Annotated in this window: 18 protein-coding genes; 7 read left to right on the plus strand and 11 right to left on the minus strand. The window is 59.4% G+C overall.

Annotation, left to right across the window (positions count from 1 at the left end; genetic code table 11):
* Positions 1–154: 154 nt before the first annotated feature.
* Both JFT86_RS04605 and hutC read right to left on the minus strand, forming a co-directional pair.
* Positions 155–727, minus strand: a complete 573-nt coding sequence (locus tag JFT86_RS04605; RefSeq protein ID WP_201235923.1) for a HutD family protein — start codon at positions 725–727, stop codon at positions 155–157.
* Positions 724–1,434, minus strand: coding sequence for a histidine utilization repressor (gene hutC / locus JFT86_RS04610; RefSeq protein ID WP_166218791.1), 711 nt, complete (start codon positions 1,432–1,434; stop codon positions 724–726). Before hutC ends, JFT86_RS04605 begins: the two co-directional genes overlap by 4 nt.
* Before the next feature lie 145 nt (positions 1,435–1,579).
* On the opposite strand from hutC, the gene JFT86_RS04615 reads away from it, so the two are divergent.
* On the plus strand, positions 1,580–2,944 hold the full coding sequence (locus JFT86_RS04615; RefSeq protein ID WP_201235924.1) for a formimidoylglutamate deiminase: 1,365 nt from the start codon (positions 1,580–1,582) through the stop codon (positions 2,942–2,944).
* A 117-nt stretch (positions 2,945–3,061) separates the two neighbouring features.
* Here JFT86_RS04615 and JFT86_RS04620 read toward each other — a convergent pair whose 3' ends face one another.
* Both JFT86_RS04620 and JFT86_RS04625 read right to left on the minus strand, forming a co-directional pair.
* The gene (locus JFT86_RS04620) at positions 3,062–3,631 is read right to left on the minus strand and encodes a lipocalin family protein (protein ID WP_166218507.1); all 570 of its coding nucleotides are present in this window, start codon (positions 3,629–3,631) and stop codon (positions 3,062–3,064) included.
* Between the two features lie 30 nt (positions 3,632–3,661).
* A complete protein-coding gene (locus JFT86_RS04625) occupies positions 3,662–3,916 on the minus strand; it encodes a hypothetical protein (RefSeq protein WP_201232005.1) in 255 nt (84 codons plus the stop codon).
* A gap of 281 nt (positions 3,917–4,197) precedes the next feature.
* On the opposite strand from JFT86_RS04625, the gene JFT86_RS04630 reads away from it, so the two are divergent.
* Both JFT86_RS04630 and JFT86_RS04635 read left to right on the plus strand, forming a co-directional pair.
* Positions 4,198–6,090 carry a methyl-accepting chemotaxis protein gene (locus tag JFT86_RS04630; RefSeq protein ID WP_201235925.1) on the plus strand — a complete coding sequence of 631 codons (1,893 nt, stop codon included), beginning with the start codon at positions 4,198–4,200 and terminating at the stop codon, positions 6,088–6,090.
* Between the two features lie 164 nt (positions 6,091–6,254).
* Entirely contained in the window at positions 6,255–6,428 is a 174-nt protein-coding gene (locus JFT86_RS04635) for a hypothetical protein (protein ID WP_201232003.1), read from the plus strand.
* On the opposite strand, the gene JFT86_RS04640 is transcribed toward JFT86_RS04635, so the two are convergent.
* The 5 genes from JFT86_RS04640 to JFT86_RS04660 all read right to left on the minus strand — a co-directional run bounded on the left by JFT86_RS04640 (position 6,417) and on the right by JFT86_RS04660 (position 16,063).
* Positions 6,417–7,019: a DUF924 family protein gene (locus JFT86_RS04640; protein ID WP_201235926.1), complete on the minus strand. Its 603-nt coding sequence runs from the start codon at positions 7,017–7,019 to the stop codon at positions 6,417–6,419. The two genes, JFT86_RS04635 and JFT86_RS04640, sit on opposite strands and share 12 nt — an antisense overlap.
* A 3-nt stretch (positions 7,020–7,022) precedes the next feature.
* Positions 7,023–8,033 (minus strand): class 1 fructose-bisphosphatase, encoded by a 1,011-nt coding sequence (locus JFT86_RS04645; RefSeq protein WP_007909265.1) that lies wholly within the window; start codon positions 8,031–8,033, stop codon positions 7,023–7,025.
* A 330-nt stretch (positions 8,034–8,363) separates the two neighbouring features.
* Entirely contained in the window at positions 8,364–9,728 is a 1,365-nt protein-coding gene (locus JFT86_RS04650; protein WP_201235927.1) for a DUF3999 domain-containing protein, read from the minus strand.
* A complete protein-coding gene (locus JFT86_RS04655) occupies positions 9,725–13,321 on the minus strand; it encodes a DUF2339 domain-containing protein (RefSeq protein ID WP_201235928.1) in 3,597 nt (1,198 codons plus the stop codon). Before JFT86_RS04655 ends, JFT86_RS04650 begins: the two co-directional genes overlap by 4 nt.
* A 291-nt stretch (positions 13,322–13,612) precedes the next feature.
* Complete coding sequence (locus JFT86_RS04660) at positions 13,613–16,063, minus strand: glycogen/starch/alpha-glucan phosphorylase (protein ID WP_201235929.1); 2,451 nt, start codon at positions 16,061–16,063, stop codon at positions 13,613–13,615.
* A 260-nt stretch (positions 16,064–16,323) separates the two neighbouring features.
* On the opposite strand from JFT86_RS04660, the gene JFT86_RS04665 reads away from it, so the two are divergent.
* Positions 16,324–16,761: a YkgJ family cysteine cluster protein gene (locus tag JFT86_RS04665; protein ID WP_008080573.1), complete on the plus strand. Its 438-nt coding sequence runs from the start codon at positions 16,324–16,326 to the stop codon at positions 16,759–16,761.
* A 199-nt stretch (positions 16,762–16,960) separates the two neighbouring features.
* On the opposite strand, the gene typA is transcribed toward JFT86_RS04665, so the two are convergent.
* On the minus strand, positions 16,961–18,781 hold the full coding sequence (gene typA / locus JFT86_RS04670) for a translational GTPase TypA (RefSeq protein ID WP_201235930.1): 1,821 nt from the start codon (positions 18,779–18,781) through the stop codon (positions 16,961–16,963).
* A 139-nt stretch (positions 18,782–18,920) separates the two neighbouring features.
* The gene (gene thiI, locus JFT86_RS04675) at positions 18,921–20,375 is read right to left on the minus strand and encodes a tRNA uracil 4-sulfurtransferase ThiI (RefSeq protein WP_201235931.1); all 1,455 of its coding nucleotides are present in this window, start codon (positions 20,373–20,375) and stop codon (positions 18,921–18,923) included.
* A 327-nt stretch (positions 20,376–20,702) separates the two neighbouring features.
* Here thiI and glnA point away from each other — a divergent pair, with 327 nt between their 5' ends.
* The 3 genes from glnA to JFT86_RS04690 all read left to right on the plus strand — a co-directional run bounded on the left by glnA (position 20,703) and on the right by JFT86_RS04690 (position 23,440).
* Positions 20,703–22,109, plus strand: a complete 1,407-nt coding sequence (gene glnA / locus JFT86_RS04680; protein ID WP_064117048.1) for a glutamate--ammonia ligase — start codon at positions 20,703–20,705, stop codon at positions 22,107–22,109.
* Between the two features lie 201 nt (positions 22,110–22,310).
* Positions 22,311–22,820, plus strand: coding sequence for a DUF4124 domain-containing protein (locus tag JFT86_RS04685; RefSeq protein ID WP_201235932.1), 510 nt, complete (start codon positions 22,311–22,313; stop codon positions 22,818–22,820).
* Positions 22,817–23,440, plus strand: a complete 624-nt coding sequence (locus JFT86_RS04690) for a DUF4124 domain-containing protein (protein WP_201235933.1) — start codon at positions 22,817–22,819, stop codon at positions 23,438–23,440. The genes JFT86_RS04685 and JFT86_RS04690 overlap by 4 nt, the downstream gene beginning before the upstream one ends.
* Positions 23,441–23,520: the final 80 nt, after the last annotated feature.

Consider the following 23,520-nt stretch of genomic DNA (forward strand, 5'->3'; position numbering starts at 1 on the left):
AGTTGGTGCGCATTGGGGAACAGGAGTGGGGTGGCTTTTGTGGTGAGGGGATTTATCCCCGATGGGTCGCGAAGCGGCCCCATTTTCAATTAAGAAGAAGCGGGGCTGCTGCGCAGCCCATCGGGGATAAATCCCCTCACCACAGGGGTTGTGTTCAGTTTTGGAGGAGTTCGATCACGCAGCAAGCGGCATTGCTGGTGACCTCAACCAGCCCGGTGTTACCGTCCAGTTGCATGCAATCATGCCGGCCAAGTTGCGCAGCGCTGTCACCGACCTGCACTTGCAGCAGTTCACTGACACTGAACACCAACACAGTCGATGCCGAACTGAAAAACCGCTGTTCACCGTCCAGCCACTGCAACCGCGCGCTGTAACGTTGCGGCGCATAAATCAGGTTGAAGTCGCGAATCGCGCCACCGAGCAACGTGCAGGACACCTGGCTCTCGCCACTGAAAGCGAATGGGTCCAGCGGTAACAACGGACGAGTATCGTCACCGTCGACACACAAGGTCATGCCATCGCCTTGCAACACCGTGATCACGCGCTGGTATCCGGCGAATGTGGAGAAGCCGCCTGACTCGGCGATGTCGGCAATCGACAGCCGCCAGCCGAAACCATCCAGACCGGCACCCGCGTCACGGGTGATTTCTTCAGTGCTGCCGCCGCCGTTTTTCCACGGCATGCGCGGGTAGCCTTCGGCGCGTAAAACTTTCACTTCACTGCTCATTTATGAAAGCGTCCTTCCAGACGATGACGAGAACCCGGGTGAATCAAACGTGCAGCCGTTACTGGCTGACGACCCGACCAGGTACGGCGACGGATCAACAGGCAAGGCTCGCCTTTCTCGATCTGCAGCAACTTGCACTCGGACGGCTCGGCAAGAATCGCCTCGACCACATGCTCGCCTTCGGTCAATGGCGCGACCTGATTGAGATAGGCATAGGGCGTTTGCAGGGTGAAGTCCTGCTTGAGGTATTCCGGGGCGACCAGCGCATTGACGAAACGGTCTTCGATTTGCACCGGAATGTCGTTTTCGTAATGCACGATCAGCGAGTGGAAAACCTTCTGCCCTTCACGCATGTCCAGCGCCAGGGCGCGCTCGGAACCGGCGGCCTCTTCTTCGAGGGTGATGACCGTACAAGTATGGCGGTGACCGCGTGAGGCGATTTCGTCGGCAATGTTGTGCACTTCGAACAAGGCGGACTGGCTCTTCGGCTCGGCGACGAACGTACCGACACCTTGCATACGCACCAACAGACCGTCGGCGGTCATCTCACGCAATGCACGGTTGATGGTCATGCGGCTGAAGCCAAGCTGATTGACCAGCTCGCTCTCCGACGGCACGCGGTAGTGCGGCGGCCAGTTACCGCTGTCGATCTGCTGGGTGATCATCTGTTTGACGCGGGCGTACAAGGGCGCCGGACTGTCGCCCATGTTCGCGGCCAACGGGGAAACTGGAGGCGGAGTCGGCACGGTTGATCCTTGTTCGTCGGTAGAGGTTGCTAGCTTGCCGGAGTTTACCGGGCAGGCAAACGTCTGTATATGTATATACAAATAACACACGATGGGGTGCTGAACCATGTCCGCTTTCTTTGCCGAACGCGCGCTGCTGCCTAACGGATGGGCCAACAATGTACGTCTTGAGGTCAGCGCCGAGGGCCTGCTGACCCAAATCCAGGCCGATTCCACCGCAGATGGCGCCGAACGGTTGAGCGGTCCGTTGCTGCCGGGGATGCCCAACCTGCACTCCCACGCCTTCCAGCGCGCCATGGCCGGGCTGGCTGAAGTGGCCGGCAACCCGAACGACAGTTTCTGGACCTGGCGCGATCTGATGTATCGGCTCGTCGGAAAAATCAGTCCGGAGCAACTTGGCGTCATCGCCCGTCAGCTATACATCGAAATGCTCAAGGCCGGTTACACATCGGTCGCCGAATTCCATTACGTGCACCACGACAGCAACGGCCAGCCGTATGCGGATCCGGCAGAACTGGCGTTGCGTATCAGTCAGGCCGCCAGTGAAAGCGGCATCGGTCTGACCCTGCTGCCGGTGCTTTACAGCCACTCCGGTTTCGGCGGCCAGACACCCAACGACGGCCAGCGCCGTTTTATCAACAGCACCGAAAACTATCTGAATCTGCAATCGCGCTTGCAGCCATTACTGGCGCAGCAAAAGGCGCAATCACTGGGTCTGTGCTTCCACTCGTTGCGCGCGGTGACTCCGCAGCAGATCAGCGAAGTATTGGCTGCCAGCGACAAGCAATGCCCGGTACACATCCACATTGCCGAACAACAGAAGGAAGTCGACGATTGCCTGAGCTGGAGTGGTCGTCGCCCACTGCAATGGCTCTATGAAAACACTGAAGTCGATCAGCGCTGGTGCCTGGTCCACGCCACCCACGCCAACCCGGAAGAAGTCACGCTGATGGCCAAGAGTCGCGCCATTGCCGGGCTGTGCCTGACCACCGAAGCGAATCTGGGCGACGGGATTTTCCCGGCCGTGGATTTCCTCGCTCAGGGCGGACGCATGGGCATCGGTTCCGACAGTCATGTGTCACTCAGCGTGGTCGAGGAATTGCGTTGGCTGGAATACGGTCAGCGTCTGCGTGATCAGCGGCGTAACCGTTTGTATGGCGCGGATCAGCCGATGGTCGGCCGTACGCTTTACGACGCGGCGCTGGATGGCGGTGCGCAGGCGCTGGGGCAACCGATTGGTGCGCTGGAAGTCGGCAAGCGTGCGGACTGGATTGTGCTCGATGGCAACGATCCGTATCTGGCGACCGCCAGTGGTGACGGGATTTTGAATCGCTGGTTGTTTGCTGGCGGGGATCGCCAAGTGCGTGACGTGCTGGTCAACGGCCAGTGGGTGGTGCGCGATGGCCGGCATGCCGGGGAAGAGGACAGCGCTCGCGCATTCACCCAAGTCCTGCGCGACCTTTTAGGCTGACACATAACCAAATGTAGGAGTGAGCCTGCTCGCGATAACGGTGTATCAGACATAAATATGTGGCTGACACATCGCTATCGCGAGCAGGCTCACTCCTACATTGGTTTTGCAGTGTTCTTAATTCGAAGTCTTGGCCATCTGCCGATCCGACGCTCGCCAGATCAGTCGCGTGGTGTCGTAGCCCTGTTGCCGCGCCTTGCTCAGCAGCTCTTCACGCACCACACCGTTGACGGTCGGTGTACGCGACAGCAGCCACAAGTACTTGCGACTTGGATCACCGACAATGGCGGTCTTGTAGTCGTCGCTGACGTACAGCACCCAGTATTCGCCCTTCGCCACACCCGGAATCAACCGCGAGAACCAGGTATCGAACTCGACCCACAACTTGTCGGTCTTGCCCGGCACCTGTGGATAAGCCGTGCCCTTGACCTCTTCCCACTGCCAGTCCGTGGTCATGCAGCGATTGAACACCGCAACGTTGCCATCGGGCTTGAGGGTGTAACGGGCCTCGGATTGCGCGCAATTGCGCTGGAAGTACATCGGCAGACGCGCCAGCTCATACCAGGTGCCCTGGTAACGTTTGAGATTGACGCTGTTGACGGTCTTCGGCGCCAACGGATCCACGCCGGAACTGGCGCAGCCGGCCAGTACCAGGCCAGCAAAAAGGATTAACAATAACCGCTTCATTTTTCTTCTCCGTGGGCGCGAAGCCCCGGTTTACTTCAGGCCTTGGCCGGAAAACATCAGCACTTTGTCACCGGCGTACTGCACGCTGATAAAGCTGTTCTTGTCGCCCCAGGTGCAACTGGACATGCCGAGCGCACCGGAACAATCGGCCGGTTTACCGAGCAACGTTTCCACTTCGGCCTTGGCCATGCCGGCAGACAGTTTCGAGTAGTTTTCCTGATTGACCTTGCTGCATGCGGCCAACAGCACGCAAAACGACAGCAGGGCGAGGGATCGCAGCGACATGGTGTAACTCCTGGAACGAGGGGGGATGGCATGGTGCCAACCAGAAGCTTAGAAGAGAAAACCCTCATCTGGTTCCCTCGACCGAGGGCTATTTATCCTTCCACTCGTCCGGCATTTGTCGATAAATCAGACACTTTGTAGGGCTATTGAGCATTTCGTCGCATTTCATAAAAGACGCCTAATCTTTGGCGCGCCGCGGTCGAAATAAGAGCAGCGCAAAGCCCCCGAGTGTGGCAAATTGCCGCCCTTTCTTGACCAGCCCCTTCGCGGTAGTTCATTCGATGACCAGAAACATGAAATTCAGCCACAAGATCTTGTTGGCTGCCGCCCTTGTGGTGGCCGTTGCGTTCGCCTGTTTCATTTTCTTCAACGACTATCGACAACGCGAAGCCCTGAGCAGCAGCACCGAAGCCTCGATGCAGGAGCTGGGCAGCCTGACCACCAGCAACATCCAGACCTGGCTGGAAAGCCGCATTCAATTGCTGCAATCGCTGTCCCAGCAAGTCGCTGCCGACGGTAACGCACCGGCCAGCCTGAAACGCATCATCGACCTGCCCGCCTACACCGGTAATTTCCAGCTGAGCTACTTCGGCGGGGCTGACGGCGTGATGTTCTCCGTGCCCGCCGGCAACCGCGCGCCGGATTACGATCCACGTGCCCGTGGCTGGTACAAAGCGGCCAACAGCGCGCAGCAGACCATCGTCACCGAGCCGTACATTGCCGCCTCGTCGGGCAAACTGGTGATCACCGTCGCCACTCCGGTACAGCGCCAGGGCCAGATGATTGGTGTGGCCGGTGCCGACATCGACCTGACCAGTGTCAGCGCGATCATCAACTCGCTGAACTTCGGCGGCCATGGCCACGCGTTCATCGTCAGCGCCGAGGGTAAAATCCTGATCCACCCGGACAGCAAACTGGTGCTCAAGACTCTCGCCGAGGCCTACCCCAACGGCGCGCCGAAAGTCAGCCCGGGCCTGAAAGAAGTCGAGTTCGACGGCAAGACCCAACTGATCTCCTTCACCCGCGTCAACGGCGTGCCGTCGGCCGACTGGTACGTGGCGCTGGTGCTGGATAAAGACACCGCGTTCTCGATGCTCAGCGAATTCCGCACCTCGGCGCTGATCGCCATGGTCATTGCCGTGGTGATCATCATCGCCCTGCTCGGCATGCTGATCCGCGTGTTGATGCAGCCGCTGCTGACCATGGGCCGCGCCATGCACGACATCGCCGAAGGTGAAGGCGACCTGACCAAACGTCTGGTGATTCACGGCAACGACGAATTCGGCGCGCTGGGCACTTCGTTCAACCGCTTCGTCGAGCGTATCCACACCTCGATCCGTGAAGTGTCCTCGGCCACCGGGCAAGTCAACGAAGTCGCCCTGCGCGTGGTCGCAGCATCGAATTCGTCGATGTACAACTCCGACCAGCAAGCCACTCGCACCAACAGCGTCGCTGCGGCGATCAACCAGCTCGGCGCCGCTGCGCAGGAAATCGCCCAGAACGCCGCCCTCGCCTCGCAGCACTCCAGCGATGCGCGCAGCCTGGCGGTCGACGGCCAGCAGGTGGTGGATAAAACCATCCAGGCGATGCAACAGCTGTCGGCGAAGATCAGCGATTCGTGCGGCAACATCGAAACCCTGAACAGCAACACGGTGAACATCGGCCAGATTCTGGAAGTGATCACCAGCATCTCGCAGCAGACCAACCTGCTGGCGCTGAACGCCGCGATCGAAGCCGCGCGCGCCGGTGAGGCTGGCCGTGGATTCGCCGTGGTCGCCGACGAAGTCCGCAACCTCGCGCACCGCACCCAGGATTCGGCGCAGCAAGTGCAGAAGATGATCGAAGAGCTGCAAGTCGGTGCGCGTCAGGCGGTCAGCATCATGACCGAGAGCCAGCGCGAGAGCGAAAGCAGCGTCGGCATCGCCAATCAGGCTGGCGAACGCCTGGGCAGCGTGACCCAGCGCATTGGCGAAATCGACGGGATGAACCAGTCGGTGGCCACTGCAACCGAAGAACAGACCGCTGTGGTCGAGTCGATCAACGTCGACATCAATGAGATCAACACACTGAATCAGGAAGGTGTGGAGAACTTGCAGGCGACGTTGCGGGCTTGTTCGGATCTGGAGCAGCAGGCGGCGCGTCTCAAGCAATTGGTCGGCAGCTTCCGCATTTAAGACGCTGCCACAGGCCTCTTCGCGAGCAGGCTCGCTCCCACAGTGTTTTGTGGTGGAACACAAATTGTGTAAACACCGAACAAACCTGTGGGAGCGAGCCTGCTCGCGAAGACGGCCTCCATGACGCAGAATGCCTTCAATACAAACATCAGGAGTTTTGCCAGATGAACAAGAACCACAATGGTGTTCATCCAGATCAAATTACATTCTTGGCAATTCTTGCGCTGGGTAGCGAAGAAATCGATCGCGGAAACTATACAAACGCTGAAGACATTTTTCTGGAGCTAGATGAACTGGACTCAGCCCGGCACATTAATTTGAGCAAACTAAAATCTTGATCCAGGCTGACCGAGAAACACCAACTCCTCAGCCGTAGATTCCCGCCCCAACACCGCATTGCGATGCGGGAACCGACCAAACCGCGCAATCACTTTCTGATGCCGCTCGGCATAATCCAGATTGTCGGCAAACACCGCGCGCTGCGCCTCCGGCTGTTCAGCCACCAGATCGATAAACCGCGAAACCGCTTCGTTCTGCACCGCGAGGTTTTCGCAGTGTTCAAACACCAGATAAATGAATACGCGCTGAATCGGTTTCAACTGCCGATCAAAATCCGCGGCAATGCCTTGTGCGACAAGCTTCTGCGCACGCAGATCGCCGGAGAAGGCTTTGGGGGTGTCGCGAAAAATCATTCGCGGCAGTTGATCAAGCAACAGCACCACCGCCAGCCAACCTTCGGGACGTTGCGTCCACTCGGTCAATTCGCCGGCCAGGGCCTGATCGACAAAGACCCCGAAACGCTCACGCGCTTCGAGGTCTTGGCTGTCTCGCTTACCGAACCACAACTTGCCCTTGTCAGCCGAAATGTCGTCCGGTGATTCGGCATGTCCGAACCACCAATCGAGCAACGGCTGCCAGGGCGCGTTCATGGTTTATTCCTTGTGGTAAGCCGTAGCGCGTGCGACTTCTTCTTTCGAGCCGAGGAACACCGCTACACGCTGGTGCAGGCCTTCCGGCTGAATGTCGAGGATGCGCTGGTGACCGTCGGTGGACGCGCCGCCCGCCTGCTCCACGAGGAACGACATCGGGTTGGCTTCGTACATCAGACGCAGTTTGCCTGGCTTGGATGGCTCACGGCTGTCGCGCGGGTACATGAACAGACCGCCACGGGTCAGGATGCGGTGAACGTCGGCAACCATCGCCGCGACCCAACGCATGTTGTAGTTCTTCTTCAGCGGACCTTCTTCGCCGGCCAGCAATTCGCCAACATAACGTTGTACCGGAGCTTCCCAGTGACGCTGGTTGGACATGTTGATGGCGAATTCCTGGGTGGATTCAGGAATGGTGATGTCTTCGTGGGTCAGCACAAAGCTGCCCATTTCGCGGTCCAGGGTGAAGCCTTTGACGCCGTCGCCCAGGGTCAGCACCAGCATGGTCTGTGGGCCATAGATGGCGTAACCGGCAGCAACTTGCTGAGTGCCTGGCTGCAGAAAGGCCTTTTCGTTCAGCGGCTCGTTCTGGCTCAGGTATTCGTTCGGGCAACGCAGTACCGAGAAGATGGTGCCGACCGGAGCGTTAATGTCGATGTTCGACGAGCCGTCCAGTGGGTCGAATACCAGCAGATAGGCGCCTTTCGGGTATTTGCCCGGGATCTGGTAGGCGTTGTCCATTTCTTCGGACGCCATGCCGGCCAGGTGACCGCCCCATTCGTTGGCTTCGAGCAGAATCTCGTTGGAGATCACGTCGAGTTTCTTCTGCACTTCGCCTTGCACGTTTTCAGTGCCCATGCTGCCCAGAACACCACCCAGGGCGCCTTTGGACACGGCGTGGCTGATTTCCTTGCAGGCACGCGCCACCACTTCGATCAGGAAGCGCAGATCGGCAGGAGTGTTGTTGCTGCGGGTCTGCTCAATCAAATAGCGACTCAAGGTAACGCGGGACATGGACGGCTCCGGTGGAATGGGGGGCTAAAAACCCGCGCAGTTTACAGGGAGTCTGAAAACGTAGCGAGCGAAGACGCCCGGTAACGTGCGTTGGGGTGTATTTGCCTGCATGAGACGTGATTGTCGGTGGAGAGTTCAGGTAGCGGATTTAGCGTAGACCGGTTCGGGACGGGTGGTGGTTGAGTGAAGCGACCGTTTGCGGACTTTTGTTGGCTGGGAGACCGCTATCGCGAGCAGGCTCACTCCTACAGGGATCGCATTCCATCTGGAGAAATGCAATCAATTGTAGGAGTGAGCCTGCTCGCGATCGGGTGCGCAGCACCGGCCTTTTCAGGATTTGGCAGGAGGCTTGCGCAACAAGCTGAACGCCATCGCCCCAAGAAACACCACGCTCAGCAACAACACCGCCCACAAGCCGATCTTCTTCCAATTAGTCTCAGCCACTGCCGCCGTGGTTGCCGTCGAAGTCTGCGTGGCCACTGGTGCACCTTCAATCGTCGCCTTACCCAGCGTCGCCAGTTTCTCCGGCTTGAAATCCGGGATCAGCGTCGACAACGGCAGGTTCGCCGTTTTCACACTCGGATTGCCCAGCGCCAGGCTGTACGGCCCGTCCCCGCGTGCGAGAAAGATCACCTGGGTCGCCCGCACCGCGTATTTCAGACTGGGCGCCTGCTCCCCCAAACCGCCGCCACGTTCATCGACCGTCAGTTTCAGTTGCTGTACGGTTTGCCCGTAAAGCTGTAATTCATTCTGCACCACGTCCTGACCATTCTGAGTCAGGCGATACAGCAAACCGCTGCTCAATGTCTGCCACGGCAGGCTGCTCTCGCGCCGCCCCGCCAACGTCACTGGCGCGAGACTGTTCGGTTGTTTCAACTCAACCTGCACCCGCTCGATGTTCAGCCCCATCGGCATTTGCCAGGTGTATTCACCAGCCTTGGTGCTGCTGCCGGCCAGTTCTTGCGACCAGACCAACGGCAGCGGCACGTTGCGCGGGTCGCTGCTTTTCAGTTGCGCCGAGGTCAGGGTCGGTGCCGAATTCGGCGATTCCCACAGCAAGCGCAAATAGCGTGCGGACTGCCCCGGCAACGTCACTTCGTGCTGTTCGATACGCTCATCGGAAAAGGTCAGCCGCGCCACCTGCCCTGCGCCCCACGGCTGCCAGTGCTGCAAGTCGTCGCTGGCCTCGATGCTGAAACGCTGGAAGCCATCGCGCTCGCTGGTCCAGTCGAGGATCAACTGTTGCAGCGGCGCCTTGATCGCGCTGGCATCGAGCAGCCAGCCACGCAGCACTTCTTCACCGGCCTCCAGCTGACTGGACGGTTGCACTTCAACCAACGTGCCAGTAGTGGTGGATTGCACACGTACGTTCGGCGCGCGCTCAGTGGCGTCGGCGGCGTTGTACAGCGGGAACCATTTGACGTCATGCAACTGGCCGTCGTCGCGGCTCTGCGCCGATTCGCGGGCCAGGGCATAGGCCTGCGCTTCACCGGCGGCGTTGAACACGCGCAGATCGCTGAGATCGGTCTGGCGCGCCTGCAATTGCGCGCTCAGTGGTAGTTCGAGGCGATACCACGGACCATTGCCGCTCACCGTCAGCGGCACTTGCGTGGCAAAGTCCGCCGGTTTTTCCTGGGCGCCGACGGCCATCACCACACCCAACGCCAACCACCCCAGATTTCGCATGCAACTCAAGATGAAACTCCTTCGGTTTCCGGGACAGGCTTGTCCGCCGCCGGCTCGGCTTCGACGCGTTTAGGCGGCAGCGGAGCAAAATAGCCGACCACCAGCAGCAACACGCCGACGCCGATAAACGAGACGATCCGGGCGAGACCGCCACGGTTGCTCAGTTCGACAAAAATCAGTTTGGCCACCACCAGCGCAATCAGCGCCGCGCCGATCAGCCACACCTCACGACGGTGACGCAGATGCCCGCCGATCATCAGCCCCAACGCCATCAGCGTCCAGACGATGGACAACCCGGCCTGCACCAGCATCGATTCCAGCAGTTGATCCAGCTCGAACGGAATGCCCGCCCAATGATGCGCAGCGCGGGTGACCAGTGCCGTGCAAAAGGCGAACAGCGAAACTCCGGCGACCAGTTGCGTGGCGTAATCGGCGTAGTCTTGGCGGATCGACAGTTGCGACACGGCACTGCGCGACCAGACATAAACACCAAACAAGGCGAACAACAGACCCAGTTCCAGCGGGTTGAGCAGCGGCACGTACGGCAGCGGTTCGGCGTTGCCATCGCTGACGCCGTTGGCCAGCCAGAACCAGCCAAGCATCAGCACCGCCAGCGGTGCTGCCGCGTACAAACGGTATTCGCGAGAAAATGCTGCCACCGGCCACGGCCAGTTACGCGGCGCGGCTGCCATCAGCAGATACAGGCTCGGCAGAATCGCCCAGCCCAGCCAGCGCCAGGCGTTGTATTGCTCGGACAACAGCAGCAAGCCGTAGCGCAATTCCAGCGCCAGCACGCCGATGAGCAACCAGCAGCCGAGCACATGCGCAGTGCTCAGAGCACGGGCCGGCAGCATCGATTCCAACCGTCGCAGGCTGAAGAAGTGCACGGCGAATACCAGCGCCCACGCCAACCAGCCGAAATCTGCCGCCGGGTGATAACGCGAATGCCACGCTGCCAATAACATCAATCCCGCTGCCGGAATCAGCACGGTGCAGAGCAGGCCCAGCGCCGGCCATTTCAGACGCTGAGACAACAACGTCCAGAGTGCGACACTCAGTGCCGCGACCAACAACAAAAGCGTGCCCTGTAGATTCAATGGCGCAAACCGCAGCACTTCGCTGACCCACGCCAGCGTCCACCAGCCGGCGCCCCATACCAGCAAGACTTCGGACAAGCGCTGCAAGCTCAGCACATCAAACGCCGAAGCGTGATTACCCAGTTGCAGACGCCACGCGCCGATCATTGCGGCCAGCCCCAGCACCAGCGGCGTCCAGAAGCCGCCATGGGCAAACGGCTTCAGCCCTTCGCTGGACAGCGGCCCGAGCAACTCGGGACCCGCCAGCAGAAACGCCGCGCCACCGATCAACTGCAACAGCAGACCGAAAACAAAACTCACACGCTGCTTGAGGTACAGACTCAGCCAGATGATCAACAGACCACTGGCGCCCCACACCGCGCTCGCGGTCTGCCACGGCAACACGAACAGCACCGCCAGATTGATCAGCACCAGACCGGCCAACAGCACCACCGACAAGCCGCGCAGCAGACGCACATCGCCGCGCACCATTTCGTCGCGGGCCGCCAGCAACATGCCGGCGATCAGCGCCAGACCAATCAGCGACGCACTGAGCAAGCCGCTCCAGCCAGCGCTGAACACCGCCGCCGAATCCTCACCCGCGCCTTGCAGACGCAACAGGAACAACGCGCCGCCGAGCAGTTGCACGGCAAACGCGGTGAACAGGAACGTGCGTGAGTGCAGGCGCAGCCCGAAAAACAACGTCGCTAAACCTGCCAGCGCCCAACTGATCGCCGTGCCCTGAACGAAGAAGAACAGCGGCGCCAACAGATAAAGGAAAGTCAGCCCCAGACACGCCAACACCGGCAGGCCTTGGCGCTCCCACGGTGACGTTTGCTCCGGCGAGGCTTGGCGCAATCGGTAGAAGCTGAACAGCAACGCCAGGCCGAGCATCAACGCGCCCAGCGGCGCAGCGTCGAGCAAACTGCTTTCGCCGACGTGCAACTGACTGAGGAACGCCAGCGCCGAGCCGAGTTGCAACAGCAAGGCAAAGGCCCGGGCGAACGGTCGATGCTGACGCAAACCAAGCCAGAAAATCCCTGCACCTTCCACCGCCCACGCCGCCGACGTCCAGCGCGCATCGAGCCCCAGCGGAATCGCCAGGCTGGCGAAAATCACCCCAAGCGCCAGACAGGTTTCGCCCAGCAACACAGCGCGGCCGCCCATCAACACCTTGGCCAGCGCCATATAGATCATGCCCAGCGCCAGCGCACTGAACGCGGCGGCGAATTCCAGATGCTGAACCAGCGCGAATTGCAGTCCGAAGCCCACAATCGGCGGTCCGAACAGCATCGTCCCGTCGACGTAATCGCCCTTGCGCGTCGACCAGTGCAGCAGCGCCTCACGGTCGCCGTCTGCCGGGGCGTCGGGCATGTCGAGCAACTTGCGCCGGGCGAACAGCAGGCCGATGGCGAGGTACATCAGGAAGAACAGAATCAGGAACGGCTCGGTGCTCCACAACAACTCCGGCATGTACGAACGCAGGCCCCAGGCGAAACCGATGCCGAAGGTGCCGACGAAGCCGATCAGGTTGAGCAGACGCCAGGCCTTGAACCAGGCGATGGCGAGGATGCCAGCGTTGAGCAACGCGAAATAACTGAACAGTGCGACGTGGTTGCCAGCACCAGTGGACGTCAGGATCGGCGCAGCGAAACCGCCCAGTGCGGCTACCGCCGCCAGCGCCAGTGAGTCTTGCGTGATCGCCAGAATCGCCGAGAACACCGTCACCACGACCAGCAAGCCAAGTGCCGCCGAAGGATCAAGCAACGGGTGCAAACGCATCGCCGCAAACACCGTCAGGTACAGCACCGCGATCCCGGTGCCTTGCAGCATCAACGCGTAATTGCTGTTGCGATGTCTTAGCCACCAGCCCAGCGCCAGCAGGCCCAGCGCCGCCGCCGCGACCCCGGCGTAGCGCAACTCGATCGGCACAACCATGCCTTCAGTGGCATAGCGCAACAGGAACGCCAGACCGAAGAACAGCAGCACCACGCCGACACGCAGCACGGTGTTGCCGCCGAACAGCCAGTTGCGGGCGGCGCTGATACCGCGCTCGATGAGGTTCGGGCCACGGGGTTCGGCAGGTTGTCGGGGTTCAGGCTCAGACGTAACCGCGTCCAGGCGCCAGACATCGTCCGGCAGCGGTTGGCCGGTTTGCCGGGCGACGGCGGATATTGGTTCGAGTTCGGGTGGCAGTTCCCAGACCAGTTCAGGGGCTGATGCCGGGGCCTCTTCGGCAACTTTGACGGGTTCGACGACAGGCTCGGCGGCCGCTGTCGCGCTCGGTGGTGGTGCGGCACGGAGCGGCGCGCCTTCCAGCAAAAACAGACGCTGCTCGACGGCCTGCAAGGCGACTTTCGCCTGTTCAAATTGACGCTGCTGTTCAGCAGCCTGCGAGCCCAACCGAGCAATACGCAGTGTCTGCCCGATCGCCAAACCCAGCAACGCGCCCAACAGCGCCGAGCTGAACGACTCATCGAGCAGCCAGCCAAGCACCAGCCCGATCAACATGAACATCCATTGCATGGTCGATATCCCTAAGCAGCCCCAAGGCGGGGCGAGTCCGGCGATTGCATCAGTCTAGGCACAAACCCCTGTAGGAGTGAGCCTTTGTGGCGAGGGGATTCATCCCCGATGGGGTGCGAAGCGGCCCCAAGAATCTTGGGACAGCTGCGCTGTCCATCGGGGATAAATCCCCTCGCCACAGGGTTCAATCCTTTCAGTGATATGCGGTGACTGAGGCTGCCGGTAACCGGCGCTCAGTATATCGATCCGGCCCAACAAACGTTGGGCCTTGCGCACAATTGTTGCGGAAAGTTACTCCAGCGCTTTCCAGATGTCGGTGGCGTACTCGCGAATCGTCCGGTCAGACGAGAACCAGCCCATTCGCGCAGTGTTGAGCACCGCCGAACGCCACCAGTTGTTGCTGTCGTGCCAGTGCTCTTCAACACGCTTCTGCGCTTCCCAGTAGGAATCGAAGTCGGCGCAGACAAGAAAGCGGTCGTAGTCCACCAGCGAATCGATCAGCCCGGTATAGCGCGACGTGTCGTCCGGCGAGAACACCCCGCTGCGAATCGCTTGCAGCACATCGTTCAGACGATGGGAGGCGGCAATGTCCGGTGCGGCGCTGAATTCGTGGTTCTGTTTACGTGCTTCAACCTGCTGGGCACTGAGGCCGAAGATGAACATGTGCTCGGCACCGATGCGCTCGCACATTTCCACGTTGGCACCGTCCAGCGTGCCGATGGTCAGCGCGCCGTTGAGACCGAACTTCATGTTACTGGTACCCGACGCTTCGAACCCGGCAGTGGAAATCTGCTCGGACAAATCCGCCGCCGGGATGATGCTCTCCGCCAGACTGACGTTGTAATTGGGCAGGAACACTACCTTCAGCAAACCACGCACCGTCGGGTCGTTGTTCACCACCCGCGCGATGTCGTTGGTCAGTTTGATGATCAGTTTGGCCTGGTGATAACTCGCGGCCGCTTTACCGGCGAAGATTTTCACTCGCGGCACCCAGTCGACTTCAGGCTCAGCACGAATGGCCTGATACAGCGCCACGGTGTGCAGCAGGTTAAGCAACTGACGTTTGTATTCGTGGATCCGTTTGACCTGCACATCGAACATCGCCGCCGGATTGACCGCGATCCCCAGACGTTCGTGAATCAGATAGGCCAGGGCTTTTTTGCTATGCAAGCGCTGCTCGGCAAAGGCTTTGCGGAAGGCGGTTTTCTCGGCGAACGGTTCCAGATCGAGCAAGCGTTCTTCGGGGTTATCCAGCACATCCGGGCCCAGAGAATCGACCAGCATTGAGGTCAGTTCAGAGTTGGCCTGGAACAACCAGCGGCGGAAGGTAATGCCGTTGGTTTTGTTATTGATGCGCTCCGGGTAGAGCTTGTGCAGTTCGGCAAACACGGTCTTGCGCATCAGTTGCGTGTGCAGACCGGACACGCCGTTGACGCTGTGCGAACCGAGGAATGCGAGGTTGCCCATGCGCACGCGACGGCCGTTGTCTTCTTCGATCAGCGAGACCGCGCGCAACACGTCGAAATCGTGAATGCCCTTGGCCCGCAGCGAATCGATGTGCTGGGCGTTGATCAGGTAGATGATCTGCATGTGCCGCGGCAGCATGCGTTCCATCAGGCCGACCGGCCAGGTCTCCAGTGCTTCCGGCAACAGCGTGTGGTTTGTGTACGACAGGGTATCGACGGTCACTTGCCACGCCGCATCCCAAGCCACGTCGTAAACGTCGACCAGCTGGCGCATCAGTTCTGCAACGGCAATCGAGGGGTGAGTGTCGTTGAGCTGGATCGCGGCGTGATCGCCGAGGGTCAGCACCGAGGTGTGCATGTTGCGATGACGGCGCAGCAAATCCTGCAAGGAGGCAGCGACGAAAAAATATTCCTGGCGCAGACGCAATTCCTGCCCCGCTTCAGTGCTGTCCGCCGGGTAAAGCACGCGGGAGATGCTTTCAGCGCGGGCCACTTCGGCAACGGCGCCCAAGTGGTCACCGGCATTGAAGCGCTCCAGGTGCAAATCTTCCATGGCCCGGGCACGCCACAACCGCAAGGTGTTGACGCTCGCTCCACGCCAGCCGACCACGGGCGTGTCATAGGCAATTGCGCGGACGGTTTCTGCGGGCGACCAGACTTGTTTGGTTTTGCCGCCAGCATCGGTGACGGTTTCGACACTGCCGCCAAAGCCGATGCTGTAAACGACTTCTGGCCGTTCGAACTCCCATGGGTTGCCGAAATCCAGCCAGTGCTCGGTCTGTTCTTGCTGCCAGCCGTCGACGATCGCTTGGCGGAACAAACCGTGCTCATAACGAATGCCGTAGCCGTGGCCGGCGATGCCAAGGGTCGACATGCTTTCCATGAAGCACGCCGCCAGTCGGCCTAGGCCACCGTTGCCGAGCGCCGCATCCGGCTCCAGCAAACGAATGCGTTCCAGATCGACACCGAGTTCGGTCAACGCTTCACGGGCGACGTCGAGCAGGCCTAGGTTGCTCAGGCTGTCATAGAGCAAACGGCCGATGAGAAACTCCAGCGAGAGGTAATACACCCGTTTCTGGCCTTTGCGGTAAATCTGCCGGGTGTGGTCCATCCAGTGTTCGACCATGTGATCGCGCGCAGCCAAAGCGATGGCTTCGAACCAGTCATGGTCGAAGGCGTGATCGGGGTCTTTGCCCACCGCGTAGGTGAGTTTGGTCAGGACGGCGTCGCGGAATGCGGCCACCTCTGCTTCGCGAACTAGTGGTTCTTGAGTCATCAATAGGACCTCGAGCGAGCGGGGAATTGTCTGAGCCTAGACGGTCTGACCGACGGTAGCGGCTCTGGTTCGGCAGTTTTTCCTGAGACGGTGAGATGGCCCGGCATTACCCTGGCGTATGGGCTAATGAATGCAGGGGCCGTGCCGAATTGTCCGGCAATGTGCCTGCATCGAGAAAAAATCTGGCGAAAGGTTGTTCAAAAATCCACCAGTCCCGGTATGATCGCGCGCCCTGATGCACACACGCCTGGTAACTCCCGATGATGAAGCCCAACCTGATTGCCGCCGCCGAGATTGACCGTCTCGATACGTGGGCCAAATATTCGGCCCCTATGTGCGGTTCCTGCATCTCCAGCTGCTGCACGCTGCCGGTCGAGGTGAAGATCAAGGACCTGGTGCGCATCGGTGTGGTCGACGAGTTCGAACTGGGCGATCCGCCGAAGAACATCGCCAAGCGCCTGCAAAAGGAAGGTCTGGTCGAGCGCTTCAATCAGAAGTCGGGGATCTTCACTCTCCAGCGCATGAGCAACAACGACTGCTACTACCTGGATCGTAAGAGCCGCCTGTGCACCATTTATGACAAGCGCCCGGACACTTGCCGCAATCACCCGAAGATCGGCCCGCGGCCAGGGTATTGCGCGTACAAGCCGAAGGAAGTGGTGCGCGAGCAGAATTTCCGGGCGATCGAGAAGTTTTGATCTCCTCTGAAGTTTTCGGCGGCTGATCGGCCGCCTTCGCGAGCAGGCTCGCTCCCACATTGAAATGCATTCCCCTGTGGGAGCGAGCCTGCTCGCGAAGAGGCCAGCACAAACACCGTAAAGACCTCAGTTAAATCCCAGACAAACAAAAACGCCCCCGGTCTCGCGACCGGGGGCGTTTTTTAAGCCTGGCTAAATCTTACGCCTTGGCTTTCTTGGCAGCGCGGGTACGCTCGCTTTCGTCCAGGATCTTCTTGCGAAGACGGATGGACTTAGGAGTAACTTCGCACAGCTCGTCTTCCTGGATGTATTCCAGAGCTTGTTCCAGAGTGAACTTCACTGGTGGAACCAGAGCGATGGTTTCGTCTTTACCCGAAGCACGCATGTTGTCGAGCTTCTTGCCTTTGGTTGGGTTCACACCCAGGTCGTTGTCGCGGCTGTTCTGACCAACGATTTGACCGTTGTAGATCTCTTGACCGTGTTCTACGAACAGCTTGCCACGAGCCTGCAGGGTTTCCAGCGAGTAGGTCAGAGCCTTGCCGGTTTCAACCGAAACCAGAACGCCGTTCTGACGGCCGGACATGTGGCCCGACTTCACGGTGTCATAACGATCGAAGATCGAGGTCAGGATGCCAGCACCGTTGGTCAGGGTCAGGAACTGGTTACGGAAACCAATCAGACCACGAGCAGGGATGTTGTATTCCAGACGAACACGGCCCTTGCCATCCGGCACCATGTTGCTCAGGTCGCCCTTACGCAGACCCATCTCTTCCATGACCTTGCCCTGCGCTTCTTCAGGGATGTCGATGGTCACGTTTTCGAACGGTTCTTGCTTGACGCCGTCAACTTCACGAATGATCACTTCCGGACGGCCCAGGGCCAGCTCGAAGCCTTCGCGACGCATGGTTTCGATCAGTACCGAGAGGTGCAGTTCACCACGGCCGGAAACCTTGAACTTGTCAGCGGTGTCGCCTTCTTCAACTTTCAGAGCAACGTTGTACAGCAGCTCTTTGTCCAGGCGATCCTTGATGTTACGGGAGGTCACGAACTTGCCTTCTTTACCGCAGAATGGCGAGTCGTTTACCTGGAAGGTCATGGAAACGGTTGGCTCGTCAACGGTCAGAGGCTTCATCGCCTCGACAGTGTCCGGGTGGCACAGAGTGTCGGAGATGAACAGCGAGTCCATACCGCTGATGCAAACGATATCGCCTGCTGCAGCTTCTTCAACGTCAACGCGGTGCAGACCGTGGTGACCCATCAGTTTCAGGATACGGCCGTTGCGGCGTTTGCCGTCGGCACCGATAGCCACAACCGGAGTGTTCGGCTTGACGCGACCACGAGCGATACGGCCAACACCGATAACACCCAAGAAGCTGTTGTAGTCCAGAGCGGAGATCTGCATCTGGAACGCACCGTCACGGTCAACGGCCGGAGGCGGAACGTGGTCGACTACCGCTTGGTACAGCGGGGTCATGTCTTCAGCCATGGCGGTGTGATCCAGACCGGCAATGCCGTTCAGGGCCGAGGCGTAAACAACCTGGAAGTCCAGTTGTTCTTCGGTAGCACCGAGGTTGTCGAACAGGTCGAAGATCTGGTCCAGAACCCAGTCCGGACGCGCGCCTGGACGGTCAACCTTGTTGATTACCACGATTGGACGCAGGCCGGCTTCGAAAGCCTTCTTGGTCACGAAACGGGTTTGCGGCATAGGGCCGTCTTGAGCGTCAACCAGCAGCAGAACGGAGTCAACCATCGACATTACGCGTTCAACTTCGCCGCCGAAGTCGGCGTGGCCCGGGGTGTCCACGATGTTGATGTGGTAGCCGTTCCAGTTGATGGCGGTGTTTTTCGCCAGAATGGTAATACCGCGCTCTTTTTCCTGGTCGTTGGAGTCCATCACGCGCTCGTCGTTGAGCTCGTTGCGCTCCAGAGTGCCGGATTGACGCAGGAGTTTGTCTACCAGGGTGGTTTTACCATGGTCAACGTGGGCAATGATGGCGATGTTACGTAGATTTTCGATCACTTGTGTATCTCGATCAGAGGATTCGGTTTGCTGACAAGTCTTGGCAGCGATTAGCAGTAGTGTCCGGCATGGCCGTTACAGCTTGACGGCGGTGTCGGGGGGCCGGTGACGCAGGCCACAGGCAAACAGCCCCGGGCACTTAGCTCGGTCGATAAACGCGCACATTGGCATGCCCCTCACTGAGCAAATGGTGAGCATGCAGGCGACTCATCACGCCTTTGTCGCAATACAGCAGGTACTGGCGAGTAGGGTCCAGTTCCTTGAAACGTGCGTTCACTGCATAGAACGGCATCGTCTGTACCTCTATGCCGGCAAGCTCCAGCGGTTCGTCTTCAGCGGCATCCGGGTGACGGATGTCGATGACGATCTGACCGGCCAGCGCTTCGCCGACTTCTTCAATCTGCAAATCCTGGCCCAATTCGTCGATGACGCGATCGATTGCAACCAGTTTGGCGTTGGCGAGCGCACGCTCGAGCACCGCCATGTCGAATTCCTGTTCTTCGTGTTCGACGCGGCCACGCTTGGCGGCAGTCTTCGGATTGACCGAGATGACGCCGCAGTATTCCGGCATGTGCCGGGCGAAATCGGCGGTGCCGATCTCGTTGGCCGTGTCGATGATGTCCTGTTTGTGCGCGACGATCAGTGGGCGCAGGACCAGCTTGTCGGTCACGCAGTCGATCACCGACAGGTTCGGCAGCGTCTGGCTCGACACCTGGGAGATCGCCTCGCCAGTGACCAGCGCATCGATGTGCAGTCGGTCGGCAATGGCCGAAGACGCGCGCAACATCATACGCTTCAATACGACGCCCATATGACTGTTATCGACTTTGCCGAGAATTTCGCCCAGTACTTCTTCGAACGGAACACTGACAAATAGCACGCGTTGCGAGCTTCCGTACTTCTTCCAGATGAAATGCGCGACTTCCATCACGCCCAATTCGTGGGCACGACCGCCCAGATTGAAGAAGCAGAAGTGCGCCATCAGGCCGCGGCGCATGATCTGGTAGGCCGCAACGGTCGAGTCAAAGCCGCCGGACATCAATACCAGGGTCTGCTCCAGGGCGCCGAGCGGGTAACCGCCGATGCCGTTGTGCTGGCTGTGGATCACAAACAACCGTTTGTCGCGAACTTCGATGCGGACTTCGATTTCCGGCTGTTTCAAGTCGATTCCGGCAGCGCCGCACTCACGACGCAACTTGCTGCCGACGTATTTTTCGACGTCCATCGAGCTGAACGCATGCTTGCCTGCACGCTTGCAGCGCACCGAGAAAATCTTCCCGGCCAGCGCAGCGCCGTAGTGCTGCTTGCACTTTTCGGTGATGTCGTCGAAGTCACCCAGCGGGTACTCGTCGATCTGCAAAAAGTGCGCGATGCCTGGCATGCAAGTCAGGCGCTCACCCATCTCTTTCAAGGCTTTGGGGTCGGTAACGCGGGTTTCCAGCTCGAGGTTGTCCCACACACCGTTCACCACCACGGCCGGGTCCAGATCGCGGAGCACGGCGCGGATGTTTTTGGCCAACTGGCGGATAAATTTCGTCCGGACAGGTCGACTCTTGATGGTGATCTCGGGGAAGACTTTTACGATTAGTTTCATGAAAACAGCGCGCGCAGGGCCAGCCGAAAAAGGGGGGCGCGGATTATAGCGGAAATTGCTCAAGGTTTAACCAGTTAATGTGCAGAAGGTTTTGCATGCACCAAAACAGGTCATTTATCGATTATGACGCTACATTAAAGGGCGATAATTTCAGCTTTAAGACGCCTTGCACCTTAATAAGCGTGAATTTGGGGCAAAAAACCCATGCTGGGGCACTGGCATGCAATTTGCTCCCTTGTGAGGCAGGTTGCCTTGGCAGAGTATTCGCGCCGGCATCACCACTATTAAGGGCATCCACTACCAGCCCTAATTCACCCGGAGGACACTATGTCGAAGTCGGTTCAACTCATCAAAGATCATGACGTCAAGTGGATTGATCTGCGCTTCACGGACACCAAAGGCACTCAGCACCACGTGACCATGCCGGCTCGCGATGCGCTGGAAGACGACTTCTTCGAAGTCGGCAAGATGTTCGACGGTTCCTCCATCGCTGGCTGGAAAGGCATCGAAGCCTCCGACATGATCCTGCTGCCGGACGACGAAACTGCCGTCCTCGACCCGTTCACCGAAGACGCGACCCTGATCCTGGTCTGCGACATCATCGAACCGTCGACCATGCAAGGTTACGATCGTGACCCACGCGCCATCGCCCACCGCGCCGAGGAATACCTGAAGACCACCGGTATCGGTGACACCGTCTTCGCCGGCCCAGAGCCAGAATTCTTCATCTTCGACGAAGTGAAGTTCAAGTCGGACATCTCCGGCTCGATGTTCAAGATCTACTCCGAACAAGGTTCGTGGATGTCCGACCAGGACATCGAAGGCGGCAACAAAGGCCACCGTCCAGGCGTCAAAGGTGGCTACTTCCCGGTTCCGCCGTTCGACCACGACCACGAAATCCGTACTGCCATGTGCAACGCACTGGAAGAAATGGGCCAGACCGTTGAAGTTCACCACCACGAAGTGGCGACTGCCGGTCAGAACGAAATCGGTGTCAAGTTCAACACCCTGGTGAAGAAAGCTGACGAAGTTCAGACTCTGAAATACGTTGTCCACAACGTTGCCGATGCCTACGGCCGCACCGCTACCTTCATGCCGAAGCCACTGTACGGTGACAACGGTTCGGGTATGCACGTACACATGTCCATCGCCAAAGATGGCAAGAACACCTTCGCTGGCGAAGGTTATGCCGGCCTGTCCGAAACCGCTCTGTACTTCATCGGCGGCATCATCAAGCACGGTAAGGCCCTGAACGGCTTCACCAACCCGGCCACCAACTCCTACAAGCGTCTGGTGCCAGGCTTCGAAGCTCCGGTAATGCTGGCCTACTCGGCTCGCAACCGTTCCGCCTCGATCCGTATTCCTTACGTCAACAGCCCACGCGGCCGTCGTATCGAAGCACGTTTCCCGGATCCGGCTGCCAACCCGTACCTGGCTTTCGCAGCTCTGCTGATGGCCGGCCTGGACGGTATCCAGAACAAGATCCACCCAGGCGATGCCGCTGACAAAAACCTGTACGACCTGCCGCCTGAAGAGGCGAAAGAGATCCCACAAGTTTGCGGCAGCCTGAAAGAAGCCCTGGAAGAGCTGGACAAGGGCCGTGCGTTCCTGACCAAGGGCGGCGTGTTCTCCGACGACTTCATCGACGCTTACATCGCGCTGAAATCCGAAGAAGAAATCAAGGTCCGCACCTTCGTACACCCACTGGAATATGAGCTGTACTACAGCTGCTGATCCGGTAGCGCTGCGGCACGCGGCGTGACAAAAAGAGGCCTCCTTCGGGAGGCCTTTTTTATTGCCCGCAATTTATGACTTGACGTAAATCCACTGTGGGAATTGCAGTGCTTGAATACATCTCTGGATATGTAGCGAGTTGGGCCAACCGCCGCGACTGGCCTATGCTGCAACCCATCGTTTTCGTTTCCGGTCGATTTCATGGGTCGCACCTTTCTCTACATCCTGCTGCTGATCGCCCTGCCCGCCAGCGCGCAGATCTACAAATACACCGACGCCAGCGGCAACACGGTCTACAGCGATCATGCGCCGGACGGCGTGAAGGCGCAGCCGGTGGCGTTGCCGCCGCTCAATAGCGTCCAGCCTCAGGCACAGAGTGCGCCGTCGTCGGACGCGGCCAGCCGTGCGCCTGCGCGCAATACCTATGAGGTGCTGGAGCTGACCGGCCTGCCCACCGAAGAGGCCCTGCGCGCCAACAACGGCACCTTCACGGTCAACGTGCTGATCAAGCCGCGCCTGCAAGCGCCGCATCAGTTAAGACTGGTGCTGGACGATGAACCCTACGGCCAGCCGAGCAACGTGCCGATCCTGCAATTGGTTAATGTCGACCGTGGCGAGCATCGTCTCGCCGTGCAGGTCATCGACGGCGAGGCGATCATCCAGCAGAGTCCGTCGGCGGTCTTTACTGTGCAGCGGGTGCACAAGCCATGATCCGTGCCGTGTTGATGGCCGCGTTGGCGATGACGACGCTGCACGCCACGGCAGAGGTCTTCACCTATGTCGATGCCCAAGGCAACCGCGTCTACACCGACCAGCCGCGCGGCAACGCCAAACGGGTGCCGCTGGCGACCAGCAATCGCATGCCAGCCAATCCAACCGCTGCCCGGCCGATTACCACCGCAAAGAAATCCCCGGAACAACCACTGTTCCATTACGACATGCTGCGCGTTCTGGTGCCCGAGCCGGACGCGACCATTCGCAGCAGCGCCGGCGAGTTGATTGTCAGCGTCACCAGCGAGCCTGGCTTGCAAGCGGGACATCGCTATCGTCTGTTGCTCGACGGCCAGGCCACTGGCGAGCCTGGGCTCAGTCCGGTCTTCCCTCTGAGCAATATCGACCGTGGCAGCCACAGCCTTTCAATCGAGATTCTTGACGCACAAGGCCGAATAGTCGAACGCACCGCCAACCAGCCCTTCCACATGCTGCGCATCTCGCTGGCGCAGAAACGCCAGGTCAAACCTTGCGTGACCGAGGACTACGGCGTGCGTCCGGAATGTCCGCTGAAAGACAAACCGCCAGAACCGAAAAACCCCTTCCTGCGTTTCTTCTAACACCATTCAGCTTTGCGCACTATATTGGTGCAATAGACTGCACCGTACTCACATTCCAACCCATTTTGGTTCGAAAGTAC

Origin of the sequence: Pseudomonas sp. TH06 (assembly GCF_016651305.1) — a bacterium.
Classification (GTDB): domain Bacteria; phylum Pseudomonadota; class Gammaproteobacteria; order Pseudomonadales; family Pseudomonadaceae; genus Aquipseudomonas.